This is a genomic window from Rhizobium sp. KNZ2-6A (assembly GCF_056755475.1).
In genome coordinates this window covers 81,148-103,635 of sequence record NZ_JBNDIC010000021.1, presented here as the reverse complement: position 1 = coordinate 103,635, position 22,488 = coordinate 81,148, and the positions used below count along the sequence as shown (strand labels likewise).

17 protein-coding genes and 1 riboswitch are annotated in these 22,488 nt (G+C 60.7%); of the genes, 9 read left to right on the top strand and 8 right to left on the bottom strand.

The features are described 5' to 3' along the window. Positions 1–32 precede the first annotated feature (32 nt). The 4 genes from ACPYOP_RS16445 to ACPYOP_RS16430 are packed head-to-tail and all read left to right on the top strand — an operon-like array spanning position 33 to position 3,742. The gene (locus tag ACPYOP_RS16445) at positions 33–806 is read left to right on the top strand and encodes a GntR family transcriptional regulator (protein ID WP_481411424.1); all 774 of its coding nucleotides are present in this window, start codon (positions 33–35) and stop codon (positions 804–806) included. Further along, a complete protein-coding gene (locus tag ACPYOP_RS16440; RefSeq protein WP_481411423.1) occupies positions 803–1,834 on the top strand; it encodes an SIS domain-containing protein in 1,032 nt (343 codons plus the stop codon). The genes ACPYOP_RS16445 and ACPYOP_RS16440 overlap by 4 nt, the downstream gene beginning before the upstream one ends. Next, a complete protein-coding gene (gene nagA / locus ACPYOP_RS16435) occupies positions 1,834–2,991 on the top strand; it encodes an N-acetylglucosamine-6-phosphate deacetylase (protein WP_481411422.1) in 1,158 nt (385 codons plus the stop codon). Before ACPYOP_RS16440 ends, nagA begins: the two co-directional genes overlap by 1 nt. 22 nt (positions 2,992–3,013) lie before the next feature. Next, positions 3,014–3,742: an SIS domain-containing protein gene (locus tag ACPYOP_RS16430; RefSeq protein ID WP_481411421.1), complete on the top strand. Its 729-nt coding sequence runs from the start codon at positions 3,014–3,016 to the stop codon at positions 3,740–3,742. Between the two features lie 6 nt (positions 3,743–3,748). On the opposite strand, the gene ACPYOP_RS16425 is transcribed toward ACPYOP_RS16430, so the two are convergent. The 5 genes from ACPYOP_RS16425 to ACPYOP_RS16405 form a co-directional block, all read right to left on the bottom strand. Continuing rightward, positions 3,749–6,925, bottom strand: a complete 3,177-nt coding sequence (locus ACPYOP_RS16425; RefSeq protein WP_481411420.1) for an efflux RND transporter permease subunit — start codon at positions 6,923–6,925, stop codon at positions 3,749–3,751. Beyond that, complete coding sequence (locus ACPYOP_RS16420) at positions 6,922–8,097, bottom strand: efflux RND transporter periplasmic adaptor subunit (RefSeq protein ID WP_481411430.1); 1,176 nt, start codon at positions 8,095–8,097, stop codon at positions 6,922–6,924. The genes ACPYOP_RS16425 and ACPYOP_RS16420 overlap by 4 nt, the downstream gene beginning before the upstream one ends. 321 nt (positions 8,098–8,418) lie before the next feature. Continuing rightward, a complete protein-coding gene (locus ACPYOP_RS16415) occupies positions 8,419–10,248 on the bottom strand; it encodes an ABC-F family ATP-binding cassette domain-containing protein (RefSeq protein WP_481411419.1) in 1,830 nt (609 codons plus the stop codon). A 2-nt stretch (positions 10,249–10,250) separates the two neighbouring features. Continuing rightward, positions 10,251–10,904, bottom strand: a complete 654-nt coding sequence (locus ACPYOP_RS16410) for a thiamine diphosphokinase (protein ID WP_481411418.1) — start codon at positions 10,902–10,904, stop codon at positions 10,251–10,253. Between the two features lie 72 nt (positions 10,905–10,976). Then, complete coding sequence (locus tag ACPYOP_RS16405; protein ID WP_481411417.1) at positions 10,977–11,504, bottom strand: MarR family winged helix-turn-helix transcriptional regulator; 528 nt, start codon at positions 11,502–11,504, stop codon at positions 10,977–10,979. A 167-nt stretch (positions 11,505–11,671) separates the two neighbouring features. Here ACPYOP_RS16405 and ACPYOP_RS16400 point away from each other — a divergent pair, with 167 nt between their 5' ends. Further along, positions 11,672–13,207: an MDR family MFS transporter gene (locus ACPYOP_RS16400; RefSeq protein WP_481411416.1), complete on the top strand. Its 1,536-nt coding sequence runs from the start codon at positions 11,672–11,674 to the stop codon at positions 13,205–13,207. Between the two features lie 53 nt (positions 13,208–13,260). Here the strand turns inward: ACPYOP_RS16400 and ACPYOP_RS16395 are convergent, their stop codons facing one another. Then, on the bottom strand, positions 13,261–14,835 hold the full coding sequence (locus tag ACPYOP_RS16395) for a GmrSD restriction endonuclease domain-containing protein (protein ID WP_481411415.1): 1,575 nt from the start codon (positions 14,833–14,835) through the stop codon (positions 13,261–13,263). 126 nt (positions 14,836–14,961) lie between these two features. Then, a riboswitch (TPP riboswitch) is annotated at positions 14,962–15,078 on the top strand. A gap of 198 nt (positions 15,079–15,276) precedes the next feature. Here ACPYOP_RS16395 and thiB point away from each other — a divergent pair. The 4 genes from thiB to ACPYOP_RS16375 all read left to right on the top strand — a co-directional run bounded on the left by thiB (position 15,277) and on the right by ACPYOP_RS16375 (position 20,441). Then, positions 15,277–16,269: a thiamine ABC transporter substrate binding subunit gene (gene thiB / locus ACPYOP_RS16390; RefSeq protein ID WP_481411429.1), complete on the top strand. Its 993-nt coding sequence runs from the start codon at positions 15,277–15,279 to the stop codon at positions 16,267–16,269. Positions 16,270–16,279: 10 nt separating this feature from the next. After that, positions 16,280–17,917, top strand: coding sequence for a thiamine/thiamine pyrophosphate ABC transporter permease ThiP (gene thiP / locus ACPYOP_RS16385; protein WP_481411414.1), 1,638 nt, complete (start codon positions 16,280–16,282; stop codon positions 17,915–17,917). Then, positions 17,910–18,638, top strand: a complete 729-nt coding sequence (locus tag ACPYOP_RS16380) for a thiamine ABC transporter ATP-binding protein (protein ID WP_481411413.1) — start codon at positions 17,910–17,912, stop codon at positions 18,636–18,638. The genes thiP and ACPYOP_RS16380 overlap by 8 nt, the downstream gene beginning before the upstream one ends. Before the next feature lie 375 nt (positions 18,639–19,013). Then, entirely contained in the window at positions 19,014–20,441 is a 1,428-nt protein-coding gene (locus ACPYOP_RS16375; protein WP_481411428.1) for a M48 family metalloprotease, read from the top strand. 39 nt (positions 20,442–20,480) lie between these two features. Here the strand turns inward: ACPYOP_RS16375 and ACPYOP_RS16370 are convergent, their stop codons facing one another. Then, a complete protein-coding gene (locus ACPYOP_RS16370; protein ID WP_481411412.1) occupies positions 20,481–21,344 on the bottom strand; it encodes an RNA polymerase factor sigma-32 in 864 nt (287 codons plus the stop codon). A 409-nt stretch (positions 21,345–21,753) separates the two neighbouring features. Beyond that, on the bottom strand, positions 21,754–22,326 hold the full coding sequence (locus ACPYOP_RS16365; RefSeq protein ID WP_481411411.1) for a CarD family transcriptional regulator: 573 nt from the start codon (positions 22,324–22,326) through the stop codon (positions 21,754–21,756). Between the last annotated feature and the right edge of the window lie 162 nt (positions 22,327–22,488).

Below are 22,488 nucleotides of genomic sequence, written 5' to 3'. Positions count from 1 at the left end.
AGATGTGTATAAGAGACAGCTAAATATACATCATGGATAGAACCAGTTTGATCGCCGAATTGAACAATCGTGGCCTCGGCGACGGGACCGGAAGCGGGCCGCTTTATAAGCGCCTGGCCCAGGCGCTGACTGGTCTCATCCAGGAAGGGCTGCTGAAAGCCGGAACGGCGCTGCCGGGCGAGCGCGATCTCGCCGGCGCCCTACAGATCGGCCGCGTCACGGTACGGACAGCCTATCGCGACCTGCTCACCTCGGGCGTCATCGAATCCCGTCACGGCAGCGGCACCTTCGTCTCACAACACGTGGAGCGCATCGAGCAGCCGCTCTGGCGCCTCTCTTCCTTTTCCGCCGATATGCGCTCGCGCGGCCGCGAACCGGCGGCGCGCATCCTGTCACGCACCGTCAGCGCGCCGGCACCGGAGGAATCCTTCCTGCTTGGCCTCAGCCTCGACGAGCCCGTGCTGCGGCTGGACCGACTGCGCCTCGCCGACGGCCAGCCGCTTGCCATCGAGCGCGCCGTCGTGCCCGTCAAATTCCTGGGCGAAGAAGCCATATCCGAAGGATCGCTCTATGATGCGCTGGCCGCCAGGGGCTTCAAGCCGGTGCGCGCCCAGCAGAGGCTGACCGCCGTGACGCTCGACCCGACATCCGCATCAATCCTGACCGTCAAGGCCGGGGCGCCGGCATTGCTGATCGAACGCGTCTCCCGCCTCGCGGACCAGCGCGTCGTTGAATACACACGCTCGCATTATCGCGGCGATGCCTATGATTTTGTTGCTGAATTGAGAATTGGAGATGACCAGTGAGCGAGACCCAATCCCTGATGCTGACGGAAGCCGGACAATCGCCGGAGGTCGTCGCAACCCTGCTTGAAAAGGAAAAGCCCGCTTTTGCCGAAATCGCGAAGCTCTTCGCCTCGGGCCGCCCGTCGCTGATCACGACAGCCGCGCGCGGCTCTTCCGACCATGCGGCGACCTTCTTCAAATATCTCTTTGAAATCTCCTGCGGCGTCCCTGTCGCCTCCGTCGGCCCGTCGATCGCCTCGGTCTATGGTGCACCTCTTCACCTGAAGGGCGGCATCCACTTCACGGTTTCCCAATCCGGCGGCAGCCCCGACATCATCGCGCTGCAGGCCGCCGCCAAGAAGGGCGGCGCAACCACGATCGCCGTCGTCAACGTCACCGACAGCCCGCTCGCCAACGAGGCTGATATCGTGCTCGGCATCAATGCCGGCCCGGAAAAGAGCGTCGCGGCCACGAAATCCTTCATCGCCTCCGTCGCCGCGCTTGCCGGCGTCACCGCGGCGATTTCGCAGGACAAGGCGCTGTCTGCCGGCCTCACGAAGCTGCCTGAAGCCCTTGCCGCGACCTCTGGCATCGATAGCAAAGCCGCCGAAGACGTGCTCTTCAACGCTTCCTCGCTCTATACCGGCGGCCGTGGCCCGGCTTTCGCCATCGCGCTCGAAGCGGCGTTGAAGGCAAAGGAAACCGCCGGCCTACATGCGGAAGCCTTTTCGCTGGCCGAACTCATGCATGGCCCGATGCGCCTCGTGCAGCCGGGCTTCCCGATCGTCGCCTTCTCTCCCGACGACGCCGCCTTCGCCAACAACGCGCAGGCGCTGGAGCGCCTGCAGAAGCTCGGCGCAACCGCCGTCTCCTTCTCGACCGCGCCGCTTGCCGGCATCAACCTACGCATGCCCAGCACCGGCAACGGCCTGCTCGACCCGCTGGTGTCGCTGCTGTGCTACTATCGCCTCGTCGAGTCGGTCACGCGGCGCAAGGGTTTCGACCCGGATAAGCCGGCTAATCTTCTCAAGGTAACGGAGACCATGTGATGGACTACAAGGTCTTTACCGGCGCCCGCATCTTCGATGGCGACCGCTTTCATGAAGACAGTGCGCTTGTCATCGGCAATGGCCGCATCCATGCCATCACCGGCGCCAACGATGTGCCTGACAATGCCGAAACCATCCAGCTGAAGGGCGGCGTCCTCTCTCCGGGCTTCATCGATGCGCAGGTGAACGGCGGCGGCGGCCGCATGTTGAACGACGAGCCCTCACCCGAATCCATGTATATGATCGCCGCGGGACATCGCCCCTACGGCACGACATCGCTACTGCCGACCCTCATCACCGATGTCGCGGCCGCGACGACAGCGGCGATCGAAGCGGCCGTCATGGCCGTGAAGGCCAATCGCGGCGTCGCCGGCCTGCATCTGGAAGGCCCGCATCTGGCGCCGGCCCGCAAGGGCGCGCATCTGGCCGAGCTGATGCGCCCCGTCGAGGACAGCGACGTCCGGACCTTCATACGCGCCCGCGAGGCGATCGGCACGCTGCTGGTCACGATCGCGGCCGAGCAGGTGACTGAACGGCAGGTGCAGGCGCTCAGCGAAGGCGGCGTCATCGTCAGCATCGGCCACAGCGATTGCACGGCGGAAGCGGCTACGGCGTGTTTCGACGCCGGCGCGCGCGGCGTTACCCATCTTTTCAACGCTATGAGCCAGATGGGCCATCGTGCCCCGGGTCTCGTCGGCGCGGCGATCGACCACCCCGCCCCCTGGTGCGGCATCATCGCCGACGGCCATCACGTCGAGCCGATTGCGCTCAGGGTCGCGCTGCGCGCCAAGCGCGGCGAAGGCCGGCTGTTCTTCGTCACCGATGCCATGTCGCTCGTCGGCACCGATCTTCCGAGCTTCACGCTGAACGGCCGAACGGTCTATCGCACCAAGGGCGGCTATTGCTCCAAGCTGACGCTTGACGACGGCACGCTGGCGGGCTCGGATGTCGATATGGCCTCCACCATCCGCTATGGCGTCAATATCCTCGAGCTGCCGCTGGCCGAAGCCCTGCGCATGGCGACCTCCTATCCCGCCCGCTTCCTGCGGCTTGTCGATCGCGGCCACCTGGCGCCGGGAATGCGCGCCGACCTCGTTCACATCAATGACGGCATCGAAGTCACCGGAACATGGATCTCCGGCCAGCCTTCGGCTTAAAACACTCGAAGAGGAAGCCGGCATGACCGCAGTCACGGACAGCTATTTCTCCGCCCTCATCGGCCGGTTGGAAACCCTGCGCGAGGTGCTTGCCGAACCCATGTCCAGGGCCTCCGCAGCCATCTGCACGGCCGCGCGCGCCGATCGTCGCGTCTATGTCTTCGGCACCGGCCATTCGCACATGCTGGCGGAAGAGGTGCATTATCGCGCCGGCGGCCTCGCCTTCACCATCCCCGTGCTTGTGGGATCGGCCATGCTGCATGAAGGCGCCGTCATCAGCTCGGTCTATGAGCGCACCGAAGGCCTCATCCGGCCGATCTTCGAGCGTTACGGCATGCAGCCGGGCGATGTGCTGATCATCGCCTCCAACTCCGGCGTCAACGCCGCTCCCCTCGAGGCGGCAGACTATGGCCGCGAGATCGGCGCCACCGTTATCGCCATCACCTCGCTGGCCTATTCGGCCGCCATTGCCAACGGACGCAGGAAGCTCGCGGATATCGCCGATATCGTGCTGGATAACGGCCTGCCGCCGGGCGACGCCATGATCGACCTGCCGGGCACCGGCCTGAAGGTCGGCCCGGCATCGACGGCGGTCGGCGCCACGGTGCTGAACGCCATTTTCGCCGATGTCGCCGCCGAACTCTGCAAGGATGGCGACCCGCCGGTCTACCTCAGCGCCAACATGCCGGGCGCCAAGGAAACCAATCAGCAGCTGGTCAAGAAATACCGGCCCCGCAACCCGCATCTCTAAGGCGGCTTATTGCGCTGCGTCAGACGCCGATTGCTCTTCTGCCGCAGCCTCCGCCTGCTTGCGCCGCCGGCGCAGGACGACGTAGAAGACCGGCGTCAGGAACAGGCCGAACAGCGTCACGCCGAGCATGCCGGAAAAGACGGCCGTGCCGAGTGACTGGCGCATTTCCGCGCCCGGACCGGTGGCGATCATCAGCGGCACGACGCCGAAAATGAAGGCGAAGGCCGTCATCAGGATCGGACGCAGGCGCAGATGGCTTGCCTCGATCGCCGCTTCGATAGCGCTTTTTCCCTCAAGCTGCGCCTGCCGCGCAAATTCCACGATCAGGATCGCGTTCTTGGCTGCGAGACCGATCAGCACGATCAGCCCGATCTGCGTCAGGATGTTGTTGTCCATGCCCCTTAGATACACGCCGATCAGCGCCGCCAGAACCGCGAGCGGCACGATGAGGATGATCGCAAGCGGCAGGACCCAGCTTTCATACTGCGCCGACAGAGCCAGGAAGACAAAGATGACCGACAGGGCGAAGATATAGACCGCCGTATTGCCGGTATGCTTTTCCTGATAGGCGAGTTCCGTCCATTCGAAGGTCGTGCCTGAAGGCAGGAGGTTCTTCGCCAGCCCCTCCATGATGTCGAGGGCCGAGCCGGTGGAAACTCCCGGCCCCGGATTGCCCTGCAGGGGGACCGAGACATACATGTTGTAGCGCTGCACGAGCGTCGGCCCGGTTGTATCCCGGATATCGACCAGCGTGCCGAGCGGCACCAGCGCCCCGGTCGCCGAGCGCACCTTCAGCGCCAGAATGTCCTCGCGATCCATGCGATACTGCTGATCGGCCTGCGCTCGCACCTGGTAGACGCGGCCGAAGGCGTTGAAGTCGTTGACGTAGGACGTGCCGAGGTTGATCGACAGGGTCTCGAAGATATTCGGGATCGGCACGTTGAGCGCCCGCGCCTTATCGCGGTCGATCGCCAGGAAATATTGCGGGCTGTTGGCGGAGAAGGTGGTAAAGACGCCGCTGACACCTTTGTTCTGTGCCGCGACGCCCATCATCTGGTAGGCGAGCGGCAGGATGCGGCGCATGTCCGGATTTTCTCGGTCCATGATCTGCATCTTGAAGCCGCCGGAATTGCCGATGCCTCGGATCGAGGGCGGCGGAATGGCAATGATGAAGGCTTCCTGGATGCCCTGCAGGCTGCCGAAGAGCTGACCGATGATCTTGGTGGCTGTCTCCCCGCTCTTCAACCGCTCCTCGAAGGGCTTGAACGGCGTGAAGATGACACCGGAATTCGAGGCATTGGTGAAAGTCGCACCGTTGAAGCCGGCGAAGGCGACGGCATTGGCGATACCAGGCGTCTTGTTGATGATCTCGGTCGCCCTCTGAATGACCGCATTGGTGCGCGCGAGCGAGGCCCCATCAGGCAATTGTACGACGACGATCGCATAGCCCTGGTCCATTGTGGGAACGAAGCCCTGCGGCACGATCCGGCCCATGTACCAGGTGCCGGCGAGCAGCCCGGCAAAAACGAGAAGCGCGCAGGCGAGCGCTGCCCAGGTGGTCACCAGATGGCGGACGATCCAGGAATAGCCGCGGCTCATCCGCTCGAAACCCCGGTTGAACCCGTCGCCCAAGGCACGGCCGAACCGCGCGAAGATATTGTTGGATTTCTCGTGGCTGTGCGGGCGCAACACGATCGCGGCGATCGCCGGCGAGAGCGTCAGCGAGTTCAGGCAGGAGATCGCCGTTGCAACCGAAATCGTCACCGCGAACTGCCGATAGAACTGCCCCGAGATGCCCGGAATGAAGGCGGTCGGCACGAAGACCGCAATCAGCACCAGCGAGATTGCCAGCACGGCCGTACCGACCTCGTTCATGGTCACATGCGACGCCTCCTTCGGCGTCATGCCGAGCGCGAGATTTCGCTCGACATTCTCGACCACGACGATCGCATCGTCGACGACGATGCCGATCGCCAGCACCAGGCCGAACAGCGTCAGCATGTTGAGCGAGAAACCGAAGGCGAGCAGGAAGGCGAAGGTGCCGATCAGCGACACCGGGATGGCGACGATCGGAATGATCGCCGTTCGCCACGATTGCAGGAAGACCAGCACGACAATGGCGACGAGGATAGCCGCCTCGAAGATGGTCTTGTAGACCTCGTGGATCGATTCGGCGATGAATTCGGTCGGGTTGTAGATGATGCGATATTCGAGCCCCTGCGGGAAATCCTGCGCCAGGCTCTCCATCGTCTTCTGGATATCGGCGGCGGCGGCAAGCGCATTGGTGCCGGGCCGGGCGAACACGCCGAGCGCGACCGCCGGGCTGCCGTTCAGATAGCTGTTGGTGACGTAGTCCTGCGCGCCGAGTTCGATGCGGGCGACATCCTGCAGCTGCACGAGCCGGCCATTGCCCGTCGCCTTGACGATGACGTAGCGGAATTGCCGCGCATCAGAGAAGCGCCCTTGTGTTGTCACCGTGTATTGGAAGGCATTGGTGCCCGAAACCGGCGGCCCGCCGATCGCGCCGCCCGAAACCTGCACGTTCTGGTCCCGGAGCGCCTGCACGATGTCGCCTGCGGTCATGCCGTAGGCCGCGAGCTTTTCCGGATCGAGCCAGATGCGCAGCGAATATTGCCGCTCGCCGAAGAGCTGCACGTCGCCGACGCCATCCAGTCGGACGAGAATGTCGCGGATGCGCGTGCGCGCATAGTTGGAGATGTAGAGCTGGTCGTAACGGTTGTTCGGCGAGAGAAGATGCACGACCATCATCAGGTCGGGCGAGCTCTTAACCGTGGTGATGCCGATGCGCCTGACCTCGTCGGGCAGGCGCGGCTCGGCAATGGCGACGCGGTTCTGCACCAGTACCTGCGCCTTGTCGAGATCGGTGCCGAGCTTGAACGTGATCGTCAGCGACATCGAGCCATCGGCACTGGAATAGGAGGACATGTAGAGCATGTCCTCGACGCCGTTGACCTCCTGCTCGATCGGCGTTGCCACCGTATCGGCGATGGTCTGCGCGTCGGCGCCCGGATAGGAGGTACGAATTACGATTGTGGGAGGCGCAACCTCCGGATACTGCGCCACCGGCAGCTGGAAATAGGCGATGCCGCCGACGATCAGCAGCACGATGGATAGAACCGATGCGAAAATCGGCCGGTCGACGAAAAAATGGGAAAACCTCATTGGTTCGTCCCCTGCACATCCGCTTGAGCCGGCGGCTCGTCATTCGTCGCCTGCTGTGGCAGCTCGATCAGCTGCGGTGTCACTTTGGCGCCCGGCCGAATGCGTATCAGCCCGTTGACGACGATCGTCTCGTCACCGGTCATGCCGTCACGGATGACGCGGTAGCCGTAGAGCTTCGGCCCGAGACGCACCGGCTTCGGCGTGATATTGCCGGCGGTATCGGCGACATAGACGACGCGCTGGTTCTGGTCGGAGCCGATGGCTTCATCGGGAACCAGGATCGCCTTGTAGCTGTTCGAGCCTTGCACCTGAACGCGTCCGAACAGGCCGGGCTGAAGGGTAAGATCGGGATTCGGGAACCTGGCGCGGACGCGGATCGTGCCTGTCTCGTTGTCAACGCGGTTTTCGGCGAAATCGAGCTTGCCCTTGAACGGCTTCTGCCGCTGATCGGCAATCGTTACGGTCACGTCAAGCCCGCCGCCGCCCTGCTGCAGGGCGCTGCCGTTCTTGCGAGCCTCATCGGCGTAGGAAAGCAGCCGGCGTTCGTCGACATCGAAATAAAAATCGATGGGATCGAGCGAGACAATGGTCGTCAGCACGGTCTGGTCGGCCTGCACGAGGTTGCCGACGGAAATCAGCCGCCGGTCGATCCGGCCGCTGAGCGGCGCGGTGATTTTGGTGAAATCCATGTCAAGATTGGCACGGTCGACGGCTGCCTGCGCGCCGCGCACATTCGCCTGCGCAGAGAGAAGGTCGCGTCGGCGATCATCCAGCGTGGATGCCGACTGGCTACCCGTCGTCGACAGGGATTCCGTCCGCTTGAATTGCGCATCGGCGAGCGTCAGCGACGATTTCGCCACCTCCAGCGACGCCGTGGATTCGTTCAGCGTCGTAATGAACGGCCGCTGGTCGATGACGAAAAGCAGGTCGCCCTGCTTGACCATGGTGCCATCCTGGAAATGCACTTCCTGCAGATAGCCACCCACCCGCGAGCGCACGGAAACTTCATCGACCGCCTGGAAGCGCCCGATGAACTCGTCGCTATCGACGACATTGCGAACGATAGGCTTGGCGACCGTCACCGGCGGGGCCGGCGGCGCACCCTGCGCCAGCGCCTGGGCGCCCGAGACAACGGCAAGAACACAGCTCAACAAAACGGCACGCGGCAGCATCGGCATGAAGCCCCCCTTGAAAAACCGCATACGGCAAGAGGCGCCGTCATCACGGTAAGCGCTCACAAAATTTGCCTGCAACTTTCAGCGAAGAACCCGTCGCCATCAGGCGCAATCCAATCAGGTCTCTTCGGACTTCCCCAACATGCGCCTCGGGCCGCGTGGGCCCGGGTATCATCCAGCCCTTGCGGCCGGCGTCACGCGTTAATGTATAAACGGTTTATCGAATTGGACAACAGGGAATGAAGCGGACGCGACTAAACGCAACCGTTTGTTTTCATTATATGGAAGGACGCCCATAAGATGAGCTGGCCGAGGCCGTCAGCCCTCCAGCTCCTCGCGCAGCATTTCGAGCTCGAGCCACTCCTCTTCCATGCTGACAAGGCTCTCCCGCAGCTTTTCCATCTCCGCTGCGAGGCGATTGAAGGTTGCGGGATCCTTGGAAAAGAGGTTCGGATCGGCCATCTTCTTCTCGCGCGCGGCAATCTCCGCTTCGGCTTTCTCCATGTCCTTCGGCAGATTTTCCAGCGCGAATTTCTGCTTGTAGGACAGCTTGCCCTTGCCCTTCGAGCCCTCGCCGGCTGGCGCTGCAGCTTCGGCTGATTTCGGCTTCTCCGCCGCCTTTTCCGCCCGCTTGCGCTCCTCGATCGCGCCCTTACGCTGGGCGAGCATGTCGGAATAGCCGCCGGCATATTCGATCCAGCGGCCATCCGGTTCTTCCGGATTGGCGGGAGCGATCGTCGAGGTCACGGTGCGGTCGAGGAAATCGCGGTCGTGGCTGACGAGGATGACCGTGCCGGAAAAACCGGACACGATTTCCTGCAGCAGGTCGAGCGTCTCGATGTCGAGGTCGTTCGTCGGTTCGTCGAGGATCAGGAGATTGGTCGGCCGCGACAGGATGCGCGCCAGCATCAGCCGGGCACGTTCGCCGCCGGAGAGGTTCCTGATCGGCGTGCGCGCCTGCTCCGGCTGGAACAGGAATTCCTTCATGTAACCGGTCACATGCCGCTGCTCGCCGTTGACGAGCAGGTTTTCGCCACGGCCGTCGGTCAGGTAGTTGGCGAGCGTATCCTCCGGATTGAGCTCCTCGCGCTTCTGATCGAGCGTGGCGATTTCCAGATTGGTGCCGAGCTTCACCGTGCCGCTATCAGGCTCCAGCTGACCGGTCAGCATCTTCAAAAGCGTCGTCTTGCCGGCGCCGTTCGGGCCAACGAGACCGATGCAATCGCCGCGATGGACGCGGATCGAAAACGGCGCGACGATCGACCGATCGCCATAGGTTTTGGTGATCTTATCAGCCTCGATCACCAGCTTGCCGCTCTCCTGCGCATCGGAGGCAGCGGCCTGCACCGTGCCCAGGGCGCCCTTGTGCCCGCGATAGCGCGAACGCATGTCCTGCAGTTCGCCGAGGCGGCGCATATTGCGCTTACGCCGCGCCGTCACGCCGTAGCGCAGCCAGTGCTCCTCGCGCTCGATCTGCTTGCCGAGCTTGTGCTGCTCCAGTTCCTCGGCCTCGAGCACCTGATCGCGCCAAGCTTCGAAATGGGCAAATCCCCTGTCCAGACGGCGCGATGTGCCGCGATCGAGCCAGACGGTCGCGGTCGAAACCTTCTCCAGGAAACGCCGGTCGTGCGAGATCAAGACGAGCGCGCTGCGGCTCTTCTGCAATTCGCCTTCCAGCCATTCGATGGTCGGCAGGTCGAGATGGTTGGTCGGTTCGTCGAGCAGCAGGATATCCGGTTCCGGCGCCAGGACGCGCGCCAGAGCAGCACGGCGCGCCTCGCCACCCGAGAGGGTCTTCGGATCCTCCTCGCCGGTCAGGCCGAGATGGGACAGGAGGTAGGTGACCCGGTAAGGATCGTCGCCTGGTCCGAGACCGGCTTCGGCATAGGCCGCGACCGTCTTGTAACCGGCGAAATCCGGGGCCTGTTCAAGGTAACGCACGGTCGAAGACGGATGGCGGAACACCTCGCCCGACTGCGCTTCGACGAGGCCGGCCGCGATCTTCAAAAGTGTCGACTTGCCCGAACCATTGCGGCCGACAAGGCAGATCTTGTCGCCCGGCTCCACCTGCAGCGCGGCACCGGCGAGCAATGGCGCGCCGCCAAAGCTCAGGAAGATGTCGTCGAGTTTCAGAATGGGAGGGGCCAAGATCAGACTCCGCTGAGATCATAAGGGCGGGCAAGAACGATCGCTCTGCCGCTGCCGAGCGAAAAGCGCACGTCGCCTTCCGCCACGTTGGAAATGGTGCGCGATGCGCCGAAGGGCAAATGGAAATCGCGCAGGGGATAGCGGGCATTATCGATGAAAAGGCCCTTCAGATCGCTGAAGCCGAGGACTGAGAACAGCGAGCCTGCCGGCAGCGCCAGCGTGAGATCGCCCGGCGGCAGCGGCACCGCCTCCTCGTCACCGGAGGTCAGCAGGACATCGAAGCCTTTCTCGGCCAGGCGGATGCCATAGAGCAGGTGCTGGATGGCATGATCGGACCGCTCGCCACCCATGGCGCCCGCCAGGATCAGCCTCGTGGCACCGCGATCGATCGCTTCCGAGACGGCAATCTCGCCGTCGGTCGCCGCCTTCGCCGCCGGATAGGGCTGCTTGGGCACATTGGGAAATGCAGCTTGCAAATCGGCGGGCGTGGAATCGAAATCCCCGACCCATAGCTCAGGTTCCACCCCAAGCGCGATCGCATGGCGCATTCCGCCATCGGCTGCGATGAAACGGCTGCCGGAAATGGCGGCGCGCAACCGCTCGGTCAGACGGAGTTCGCCGCCGAGCAGTATGGTGAAGGTGGTGGACTGGCTCATGAGGCAAGCCCATAGCGCAAAGTCATGCCCCTAGGGAAGAGCAGCATAGGCAAGAACGGCCGCGACGACGGCTCAGTCGTCCGTTTCCTTGAGACGCGCCTGGAAAACCCGTTCGTAGCCGCTGACATAGCGATCGAACAGCAGCGAGAAGCTCTCGATCTCCTCCGGCGTCCAGTCGGCGAAGATGCTGCCGATGACGGAATATTTCTGCGCCTGGATCTCCAACAGCAATTTCTGCCCGAGCGCGGTCAGGATCACGACGATGCGCCGCGCATCCGCCTGCGATGCCTTGCGCCGTAACACGCCGCGCGTCACCATGTCGGCAACGATGCGGCTCGCCCGCGAGGGATCGATGCGCAGCATCTCGGCAATCGTGCCGACGGTGACTTCGCCTGTCATCTCCGCCCGGCGGACGACATCGAGCACGTCGAGATGCGAAAGCTCGAGCCCCGGCGCAACGCTCTCAATGGCAAGCCTGCCAATCATGCGGCGCCCTGTCAGCAGCCGCATGCGCGTCATCGCATGGCCGATGCGCAGGAGGTTCTCGTCGTCGGTCAGGGTCTGGGCTTCAACTTCACGTGTATTCGTCGCAGATGTCATCTTTCCACCATACCAGAGGCGGACAAGAAATAAAACATGCAAATAGCACTCACCTGTCATTGACATTTATATGCTATTGGCACATATGTATCAGGTATGAAAACCGGGACGTCCCGCGCATTCGATCGACCGCGCAGCGTTTCGGCCAAGCTCGGATTTCTTGCCCCATGGACATGCAGACAACCTTCGCGCCGCTCGTGGCGGATCATAAACGGCGGCTTATACTCTTCCTGTTTCTGATGACGGCCATGTTCATGGCAACACTCGACAACCAGATCGTCTCGACGGCGCTTCCGACGATCGTCGGCGAGTTCGGGCATCTGGAGCGTTTCGGCTGGATCGGATCGGCCTATCTCCTCTCGCTCTCCGCCGTCATGCCCGTTTACGGCAAGCTCGGCGATCTCTTCGGCCGCAAATATGTGATGATGACGGCGATCGCGATCTTCACGATCGGCTCCGCCGTCTGCGGCCTAGCCATCTCGATGGATACGCTGATCGCCGCCCGTGTCCTTCAAGGCTTCGGCGGCGGCGGCATCATGGTCTCGATCTTCGCCGTCAACGCCGATCTTTTCGAGCCGCGCGAGCGTGCGCGCTACCAGAGCTATTCCAGCCTCGTGCTGATGGCGTCGGGCGCCATCGGCCCCGTTCTCGGCGGCACGATGAGCGATCTTTTCGGCTGGCGTTCGATCTTCCTCGTCAACGTGCCGATCGGCTTCATCGTGCTTGCCGGCCTCGCCTTCATGCTGCCCTACCGCAAGCCGGCCCGCCGTCCGAAGATCGATTATGCCGGCGCCATCGTCCTTGCCCTGACGACGACCAGCATTGTGCTTGCTGCCGACGGAAGCGAACTCTTCGGGTCGCTGCTATCGCCGCAATGCCTCGGCATCATTGCCTTCGGCGCGATCTGCGCCATCGCCTGGGTCTTCATCGAGCGCCGCGCACCCGAGCCGATCGTGCCGATGACATTGTTTCGCAATCCGACATTCGGCCTTCTGCTGATCATCTCGATCACCAGCGGCGCCGTTGCCATCGGCATGGTCAATTACTTCGCGCTCTTCCTGCAGACAACGACGGGCCTTTCGCCCTCGATGGCCGGCCTGCTGTTCATTCTGCTGACCGGCGGCATCGTCTGCGGCTCGCTGTCGGCCGGCAGGCTGATTGCGGCCAGAGGGCGCTACAAGCCCTTTGCCATCGCAAGCGCTGCCTGCAGCGCCATCGCATTTGGCTCGCTTGCCGTCCTGCCCGCCGGCACACCCATCGTCTTCATCGGCGGCCTGATGCTGCTGCACGGCATCGGCATCGGTCTTGCGCAGCAAGTGCCCGTCATCGGCGTGCAGAACGCAGCCGCTGCCCGTGACGTCGGCGCGGCGACCGGCGCGGTCACGCTCTCGCGCATGGGCGGCGCCTCGATCGCCATCTCCATTTATGGCGCCATCATCGCCGCCAAGCTCGGCAATGTCGGCGTCTCCATATCAGGCGTATCCGATATCGAGCAACTGACACCGAAGATGATGGCCGCATTGCCCGAGGCGACCCGCGAGGCCGTCGCCAACGCCTATGCGAGCGCCTTCAGCCCGCTGTTCATGACGGCCGCCGGCATCTGCCTCATCGGCCTTCTGACCGCGCTGACGCTGAAGAACGTGCAGCTACCCGGTGCTGTGAAGAAATTCGAAAGCACCGCCGCCGCTCAGGCGGCCGAGTAACAAAAAGGTATATTCTTAAGTAAACCCAATATTCTACTGCCATAGTAACTGCACTACGCAATTAGTTTTTGAGCGTGCCTAAGCAACCTTTCATTCCGTCTGTCTATAAAACCTACGAAATCGTCATCAAAGTCAGCTACATGACAAAATACGCTCGATAAAAGCTCTTCTCTTCCGTCAATTGGAATTAGCTCTTCGAGATAAATAGATGGCAATTTCTTTCCAATTTTCTTATTTTCGGCAGCACTAAGGAAACAGAAATTTGCAAGGCTGTTTACCTGATCCTCCGCTTCATTCTTAAAAGAAGCCTTTGGATAAATATGGTGAAACTCAGATCTATTATACGCCTGAAGGACCGGCTCAAGATCAATTTCCTTACTAGACATAAAACTCCTAGGAATATTATTTGATAACATCAAAACAAAAGTCTTTGTATTTGCTGTGGTTGTCCTAAATACGTTTTTCTTAAAAAACTCAGGAGATATATCAATATCCATGGAATCGATATGCGATTGCATGCCATTTTTTAACGATTTCATTTCCTTAATATCGCGTATTACTGCCTTTCTGGTTTGGCTACTATATCTATTACCCAAACAAGACCTCCAAAACCAACGCTTTAATTTTAGATATGTTTGGTTACTGTATGAAACTTCCTTGCCATCTGGCTCCGCGAAAAATACGGACAGTGGTATAAGCAATGCGGGATATGGAAGATTTTTGAGATTGTAGACACAAAGTTGCGTACGCAAGAAGTCGATAGCTCCCTTAATTCCATTACGAACTCGCGGAAACTCTTCCCTCACAGTTTGACCATTTAGTTCTAGCAAAGTTTCAGCCGACGGCTCATCTTTAAGTATAGCCGCAGTACACCGCAGTATTAGATCTGAATCTTCTCCCACGCCTTCAAAACCAAACTCCTCCAGCTCATCCTTTAATCCCTTAAAACTCTCCAGGAGATCAAAATTCTCATTCCACGTCCACGCAGAAAGAAGTTGGAGCGTATCTAGCTCAACGCCAAGCCTGTTTACTCGTTCAAAGACAATAGCGACCATAGACCTATCTTCGGTTTTTAGGACCTGTACAGGTATTGTTACTTCTTTAAACTTTTCTTGTAATCTATCGACTTGATTAATTTGATCCTCAGTGAGGTGAGAAGTTGCTTCTCGATAGGAGACAGAATCGAACAGTACTCTTAAGGGAAAATATCTCTCGTTATCCACTTCGTTATCTTTAAGAGGATAAAATTGGCTCTCCTGCGCGTTATTGCCGGATTTTAGATCAAAATAAATATCGCTCCATTTATCATCAATCTTAGGCTTCAATTCTGTTTGAAACACCGTAAAAATTGAAGTTAGACGCTGCTGCCCATCCAGCACATAATCTACGGGATAATCTTCCTCGGGATCAGGGAGATCAAATCTACCGAGGCTTCTTTCTACGTTTAGCTTGTTTTTGGTTCGCCAAAACAATAAAGAACCAAACGGATAATTTTTATAGATACTATCCATTAAGTAGGCAACATGATCCATGTCCCATACAAAGCCTCGCTGAAATGCGGGTATTCTTATGCCTCCGCCCTTGACGGAATCTAGTAATTTACGAACAGAATAAGATTGATATTCCATACTGGATCTACCTAAAATTAAGTTAGAGAATCAATTTTCTATCTATAGCAGATAAATTTGTTTTGCGAAGATAGGTTCAAATGGCAAACGTACTTGTCATCCCTTCGTCACAAGGCTAAATCTGCCGACGCTCTAACGGGGTGCCTCATGTCCTTCCGGACATCTGGCTGAGAGGCTTTCATCGGCCAACCCGCGGAACCTGATCCGGCTAACACCGGCGGAGGGATTAGACGCGTGACGAAATCATAGCGCCCTTTTCCCCTTCAAGACGAAACCTAGAGCGTGATGCCGAAAAGCGTAAACGGTTTTCGGGCGACATCATGCTCTAATTATTTGATTTTAGAGCGGATTCAGATTTTAGGTCGATAGACCTAAAATCATCCGGCTCCAGGAGGAGGCGCTGTCGTGCAAAACCGATCGCTATTGTCATTCTTCGCCGGCCTGACCCTTGCCGCCGGCGCAACGTTTTTTGCTGCCCAGACGGCCGAGGCAGCCGACAAGACCCTGACCATCTACACCTATGAGAGCTTCACCGCCGATTGGGGTCCGGGCGCCAAGGTCAAGGCCGCCTTCGAAAAGACCTGCGGCTGCACGGTCAATTATGTCGCCGTCACCGATGGCGTCGCACTTCTGTCCCGCCTGAAGCTGGAGGGCGCCGGCACCAAGGCCGATGTCGCTCTCGGCCTCGACACCAATCTCGTCGACGAGGCCAAGGATACCGGCCTCTTCGATAAAAGCGGCGTCGACACGTCTGCCCTCAAGGTCCCCGGCGATTTCAAGGACGACGTCTTCGTGCCCTACGACTACGGCCATTTCGCCGTGATCTACGACAGCCAGGCGGTCAAGAACCCGCCGAAGAGCATGAAGGATCTGATCGAGGGCGATTCCTCGCAGAAGATCGTCATCGAGGATCCGCGCACCTCGACGCCGGGTCTCGGCCTGCTGCTCTGGGTCAAGTCGATCTATGGCGATAAGGCGGCCGACGCCTGGACGAAGCTCAAGGGCCGCATCCTGACCGTCACCCCCGGCTGGTCGGAAGCCTATGACCTCTTCACCAAGGGCGAAGCGCCGATGGTGCTCTCCTATACGACGTCGCCGGCCTATCACATGATCGAGGACAAGACCGATCGCTATCAGGCGGCCGCCTTCTCGGAAGGACATTATATCCAGATCGAAGTCGCCGGCCTCATCAAGTCCTCGCCGAACAAGGAACTCGCCCGCGACTTCCTGAAGTTCATGATCTCCTCGGGCTTCCAGGACATCATCCCGACAAGCAATTGGATGATGCCGGTCTCCACCACCTCGGAGCCGCTTCCGGATGCCTTCAGCAAGCTCGTCGTGCCGTCGAAGACCTTCCTGATGAGCCCCGATGTCGTCGACAAGAACCGCAAGGCCTGGATCGACGAATGGCTGGCCGCCACCAGCGGCAATTGACGCCCTGAGCATGCTTGCGGCATCCGAACGAAGACGCGCCATTTCCGGCGGGGCGCTCAGCCTCGCCGGCATCATGCTCTTCGTCGGGGTCGCGGTCCTCGTCCTTTTGGCCGCCGGCATCGAATCCGGCGGCGACACCACGCTGGCCGACCCCTATCTGCTGCGCGTCCTACGCTTCACGCTGCTGCAGGCGGTGCTTTCGACGCTGCTCTCCGTAGTGCTCGCCATACCGGTCGCCCGCGCCTTGGCGCGCCAGCCGCGCTTTCCCGGCCGACTGTGGCTGCTCCGACTGATGGCGGTGCCGATGGGCTTGCCGGTGCTGATCGGCGCGCTCGGCCTGCTCGGCATATGGGGGCGGCAGGGGCTGCTCAATCAGGCTCTTGCAGCACTCGGCCTGTCGCAACCCGTTAGCATCTATGGCCTTGCCGGTATCCTGCTGGCGCATGTCTTCTTCAACATGCCGCTCGCCTGCCGGCTGATGCTGGCCGGGCTGGAGCGCGTGCCGGCGGAATATTGGCTTGTGGCCGGCGGGCTCGGCATGCGGCCGGCCTCGGTCTTCCGCTTCATCGAATGGCCTATGCTGCGCGGCCTTATTCCCGGCATTGCCGGCCTGATCTTCATGCTCTGCGCCACCAGCTTCACGCTGGTCCTGATCCTTGGCGGCGGCCCGGCCGCAACGACGCTGGAAGTGGCGATCTATCAGGCGCTCCGCTTCGATTTCGATCCCAGCCGCGCCGTGATGCTGTCGCTGCTGCAGATCGCCGTCACTCTCCTCATCCTCGGCGCCATGACGCTGTTTCGCTCGCCCGACGATCATGGGCTGACCAGCGGCCGCGCGCTCCGCCGCATCGATGGGCAGAAGACGGCTGCCCGATGGATCGACGCTCTTCTGCTTTCAGCTGCTGCGCTCTTTCTCGGCCTGCCGCTCGCTTCGGTCGTCGTGACCGGCCTCGAGGCAAACCTTCCGAAGCTCGCCGGCCAGCCGATCTTTCTGCAAGCGGCCGTCACCAGCCTCGCCATCGCAATCGCCGCCGGCCTTCTGGCCGTCTTGATATCCTTTGCCATCATCCGCGCCCGATCGGTAATATCGGCGGATCGCCGCAAGACCGCCAGCCTGCGCGGCCTGGCGCTCGCCTTGAGCGCAAGCTCGTCCCTTATTCTGCTGGTCCCGCCGATCGTGCTGGCAACCGGCTGGTTTCTGGCGCTGAGACCATTGGGCGATCCCAGCCGCTTCGCCGCCATCCTCATCGTTGTTATCAATGCGCTGATGGCGCTGCCCTTCGTCATCCGCGTCATCGAGCCGGCCTATGCGGTCCACCGCCGCCGCACTGAACGGCTGGCGACGAGCCTCGGCCTTCACGGCATTGCCCGTCTTCGCCTCATCGATTGGCCGGGCTTGCGCAAGCCGCTCTTCACCGCGCTCTCCTTCGCCATGGCGCTTTCGCTTGGTGATCTCGGCGCCGTGGCGCTCTTCGGCTCGGACAGCCTGATGACCCTGCCCTGGCTGGTCTACAGCAAGCTCGGCAGCTACCGCACCAACGACGCCGATGGATATGCCTTGATCCTCGGCCTAGTGTGCCTTCTTTTGACCATCGCCGGCACCGCCGGCCAAGGTACGCGCGATCATGAAAGCAAGGGAAATGACTGACGGCCACGACATGAAGGAACAAGGCATCGCCATGGCCGGCGTCGAGCTGCGCCTCGGCACGCACGACTTTCGTTTCGATTGCGCATTGCCACAGGGCAAGATCATCACCATTGCCGGACCGTCGGGATCTGGAAAATCGACCTTCCTCAATTTATTGGCCGGCTTCGAACAGCCCGATCGCGGCCGCATTCTGCTTGCCGGACAGGACGTGACCGGCCTCCACTCCGCCGAACGGCCGGTGTCGCTGGTCTTTCAGGACAACAACCTCTTTGCCCATCTCGATCTCTTCACCAATGTCGGTCTCGGCATCAGCCCGTCATTGAAGCTTTCGCCACGGGACCGGCAAAGGGTCTCGGAGGCCCTGGCGCGCGTCGGGCTGCCCGGCTTCGAGAAGCGCAAGCCGGGAACGCTCTCCGGCGGCGAACGACAACGCGCCGCTTTCGCAAGGGCGCTGGTGCGCGACAAACCAATCCTGCTGCTGGACGAACCCTTCGCCGCCCTCGATCCGGGTCTCCGCTCGGGCATGGTCGAGCTTTTGAAAACACTGCATCGCGAAAGCGGCAATACGGTGCTGATCGTCTCGCACGATCCGGCCGAGGTGCGGCGCCTTGCCGACCATGCCGTCTTCATCGATGGCGGCGCAATCGGGCTTGCCGCCCCCATAGAGACCTTCCTGAAGACAGGCGATATCCCGGCATTGACCACATTTCTGCAGCATTGATTGCGCTGCAGCATCCAGCCATCGGCTTTGCCTTAATTTCGTCGTGCCGAACGGCTGAAAGTCCTGGGAAATGCTTGCTAAAATACAACGCCGCCACATTTAAACGGAGTCTCGCTATGCAACCGATGCCAAAATCGGCTACAGCAAGGGTTGGAGACCGTCCGGGCAGATGCGGATCGATGGGGATGCAAGCAACCTATATCGGCGCGCGACGATGATCAGCCCGGTAACGATCAACCGGATTTGGCGCCGAGCCGGCATGGCAGCGAAATGAGTGGGACACTGGTACTGAAGCAGAGCGAACGAGCAGAACGAAGGATCAGCGTGACCGTCGCAGCCCGTTTGCGCCGCCTTGCCCCGCTTCTTGTCGCCGCCATGGTGCTGGACAGCTGCCAGACGGTGATGGACCAATCCTATCAGCCGAGCGTTTCGCCCTCCGCCAATCCGCAGATCGTCTCCGAAGTGCAGAAAAACGATCCGCGCGCGCAGATGGGCGCACGCGAGCATCCACGCATCCTCGCAAGCTATGGCGGCGAATACAAGGACGCCAGGACCGAGCGCCTCGTTGCCCGCATCGCCGGCGCCCTGACCAGCGTGTCGGAAAATCCGCAGCAGTCCTATCGCATCACCATTCTCAATTCGCCCTCGATCAACGCCTTCGCGCTTCCAGGCGGCTATCTTTATGTCACCCGCGGCCTTCTGGCGCTTGCCAATGATGCTTCCGAAGTCGCTGCCGTGCTGTCGCACGAGATGGCGCACGTGACAGCCAATCACGGCATCGAGCGGCAGAAGCGCGAGGAAGCCGAAGTCATCGCCAGCCGCGTCGTTTCGGAAGTCCTGTCGAGCGATCTGGCCGGCAAGCAGGCGCTTGCGCGCGGCAAGCTGCGTCTCGCCGCCTTCTCGCGTCAGCAGGAACTCCAGGCCGATGAGATCGGCATCCGCACGCTCGGCCAGGCGGGCTACGATCCCTATGCCGCCGCCCGCTTCCTGAATGCCATGGAAGACTACAGCCGCTTCATGTCGGCCAATTCCGATGCCGATCAGAGCCTGGACTTCCTGTCGAGCCACCCGAGCACGCCGCAGCGCATCGATCTCGCCAAGGCGCATGCCCGCGAATTCGGTGAGGAACGTAAGGTCGGCGACATCGGCCGCGATTATTACCTGAACGGCATCGATGGCCTGCTCTATGGCGACAGCCCCGAGGAAGGCTATGTGCGCGGCCAGACCTTCCTGCATGGCGGTCTCGGTATCCGCTTCGACGTGCCGCCCGATTTTCGCATCGACAATAAGGTCGAGGCTGTGATGGCGACCGGCCCCGGCGATATCGCCATCCGCTTCGACGGGGTTGCCGACAGCCAGAACCAGAACCTGACGAATTATATTTCCAGCGGCTGGGTGACGGGCCTCGATCCCTCGTCGATCCAGTCGATCACCGTCAACGGCATGCCGGCCGCCACCGCGCGTGCTTCGGCCGATCGCTGGGATTTCGATGTCACCGTCATCCGCGACCGCACGCAGATCTTCCGTTTCCTGACGGCCGTGCCGAAGGGGAACATCGCGCAGCTCAACCAGACGGCGGATGTCCTGCGTTCGAGTTTCCGGCATATGACCCCGGAAGAGGCGGCATCGCTGAAGCCGCTCAGGGTCCGTGTCGTCACCGTCAAGCCCGGCGACACGATCACGACGCTCGCCGCCCGCATGATGGGCACCGACCGCAAGCTCGACCTGTTCAAACTGATCAACGCCCTACCGACCGGGTCGACGATTGCACCGGGCGACAAGGTCAAGATTATTTCGGAATAATAATCGGCCTATCTTCCCCCGGCCGGGAGAAGACCCTTCTCAGGCATAGGTCGCCATGCGGGGATCCGCATCGACAAGCGCGTTGCGGAGCTTGTCCATCGCACGGCTTTCGATCTGACGCACGCGCTCCTTGGAAATTCCGAGATCGGCGCCCAGTTCCTCGAGCGTCGCTCCGTCCTCGACAAGGCGGCGTGCCTGGATGATCTTCATCTCGCGTTCGTTGAGGTGCTTCAGCGCCGAGGCAAGCCAGATGCGGCGGCGTTCGCCGTCGATCATGTCGGAAACCTGCTCGTCCGGCAGTGGCTCGTCGCTGATGAGAAAATCGATACGCTCCGCGCTTTCGGAATCGCCCGATATCGACGGCGCCTGCAAGGAGGTATCGCTGCTGGAAAGGCGCGCATCCATAGTCTGTACGTCGGAAAGGCTGACGCCCAGCGCAACCGCGATTTCCTCATGGATGGACTGAACGGTAACACCCGAATTGCTGCGGGCGAGCTTGGCGCGCAGGCGGCGAAGATTGAAGAACAACGCCTTCTGCGCCGAACTCGTGCCCCCGCGCACGATCGACCAATTGCGCAGAATATAATCCTGGATCGAAGCGCGGATCCACCAGCTTGCATAGGTCGAGAAGCGAACTTCCCGTTCCGGTTCGAAACGGGCGGCCGCCTCGAGGAGACCGACATAGCCTTCCTGCACGAGATCGCTCATCGGCAGTCCGAAGTTGCGAAACTTGCCCGCCATGGAAATGACGAGGCGCATATGGGCGGTTGCTATCTGATTGCGGGCGCCGCGATCATCGTGATCCTTCCAGCGTATGGCAAGATTATGCTCTTCGTCGCGATCGAGATAGGGGGCAGCCATCGCAACTTTGATCATGCGTCGATCTGCAGACATGTTCGTCATACGCATCTCCTAGGTTCGGCCTCAAATCGTCTTTAGTGCCGCGGTCGACGAAAAGGGCAGCAAGTATCGTTTCCGAACATCGCTGTTCGGATGGAAATCAATGAATGAAATTCAAATTGGAGACCGATATCCGGTTCGCCGGATAATCGATGACTAGTCTTGTTCGATCTCAGCGAATGGATCTGGCGATTGAAGCTTGTTCGGATCGCCGGGGGGCTTCGGATGAAAACGCATAGGCCGGTCCTCGTAAATGTCGATAATACGGCCTATCCGGAAACCTCTCCCCACAGGAGTGTACCCACACGGACCGCTAACACGAGGGCTTAAACGCGGCAGAAGCAAAAAGGTTCCAAAGAAAAAACCCGGCGCGAAGGCCGGGTTTTTTTAAAGCTGGATTGGGGCGCTGGCCTTATGCGGCTTCGTCCTGGGAATCGTCTTCCTCGATGGCCTTGCCGCGCTTGGGGCCCTTGTTGAGATTGGTCTCGACAAGGCGAACGGCTTCGGTTTCCGACATTTTGTTGACGGCTGCAATTTCGCGCGCCATGCGATCGAGTGCAGCTTCATAAAGCTGACGTTCGGAATAGGACTGCTCCGGCTGGTTCTCGGCGCGATAGAGATCGCGAACCACCTCGGCGATGGAGAGCAGATCGCCGGAATTGATCTTGGCATCATATTCCTGAGCGCGACGCGACCACATGGTGCGCTTCACGCGGGCTTTGCCCTGCACGACCTTCAGTGCCCGCTCGACGAAATCCGTCTCGGAAAGCTTGCGCATGCCGATGCTCATGGCCTTGGCCACCGGCACCTTCAGGCGCATCTTGTCTTTCTCGAAGTCGATTACGAACAGCTCGAGCTTCATGCCTGCGACTTCTTGTTCTTCGATCGCAGTGATCGTGCCGACACCGTGGGCCGGATAAACGATCGCTTCACCAGTCTTGAAGCCATGGCGTGCTGCTGAAGGTTTTTTCTGCTGGGTCGTCATTCTTTTCAAAAACTCCCTGTTACGCGCCCGGTTGGGCCGGGTGCCGGGTCAGTCAGGCCCGGATGAGACGGACGTACCGTCGGGGTCACTTCATCCTGGTCCAGCCAGACTTATGCAAACAGAAACCCATCCATCGCGATCTAGGACCCGACAACACAAACG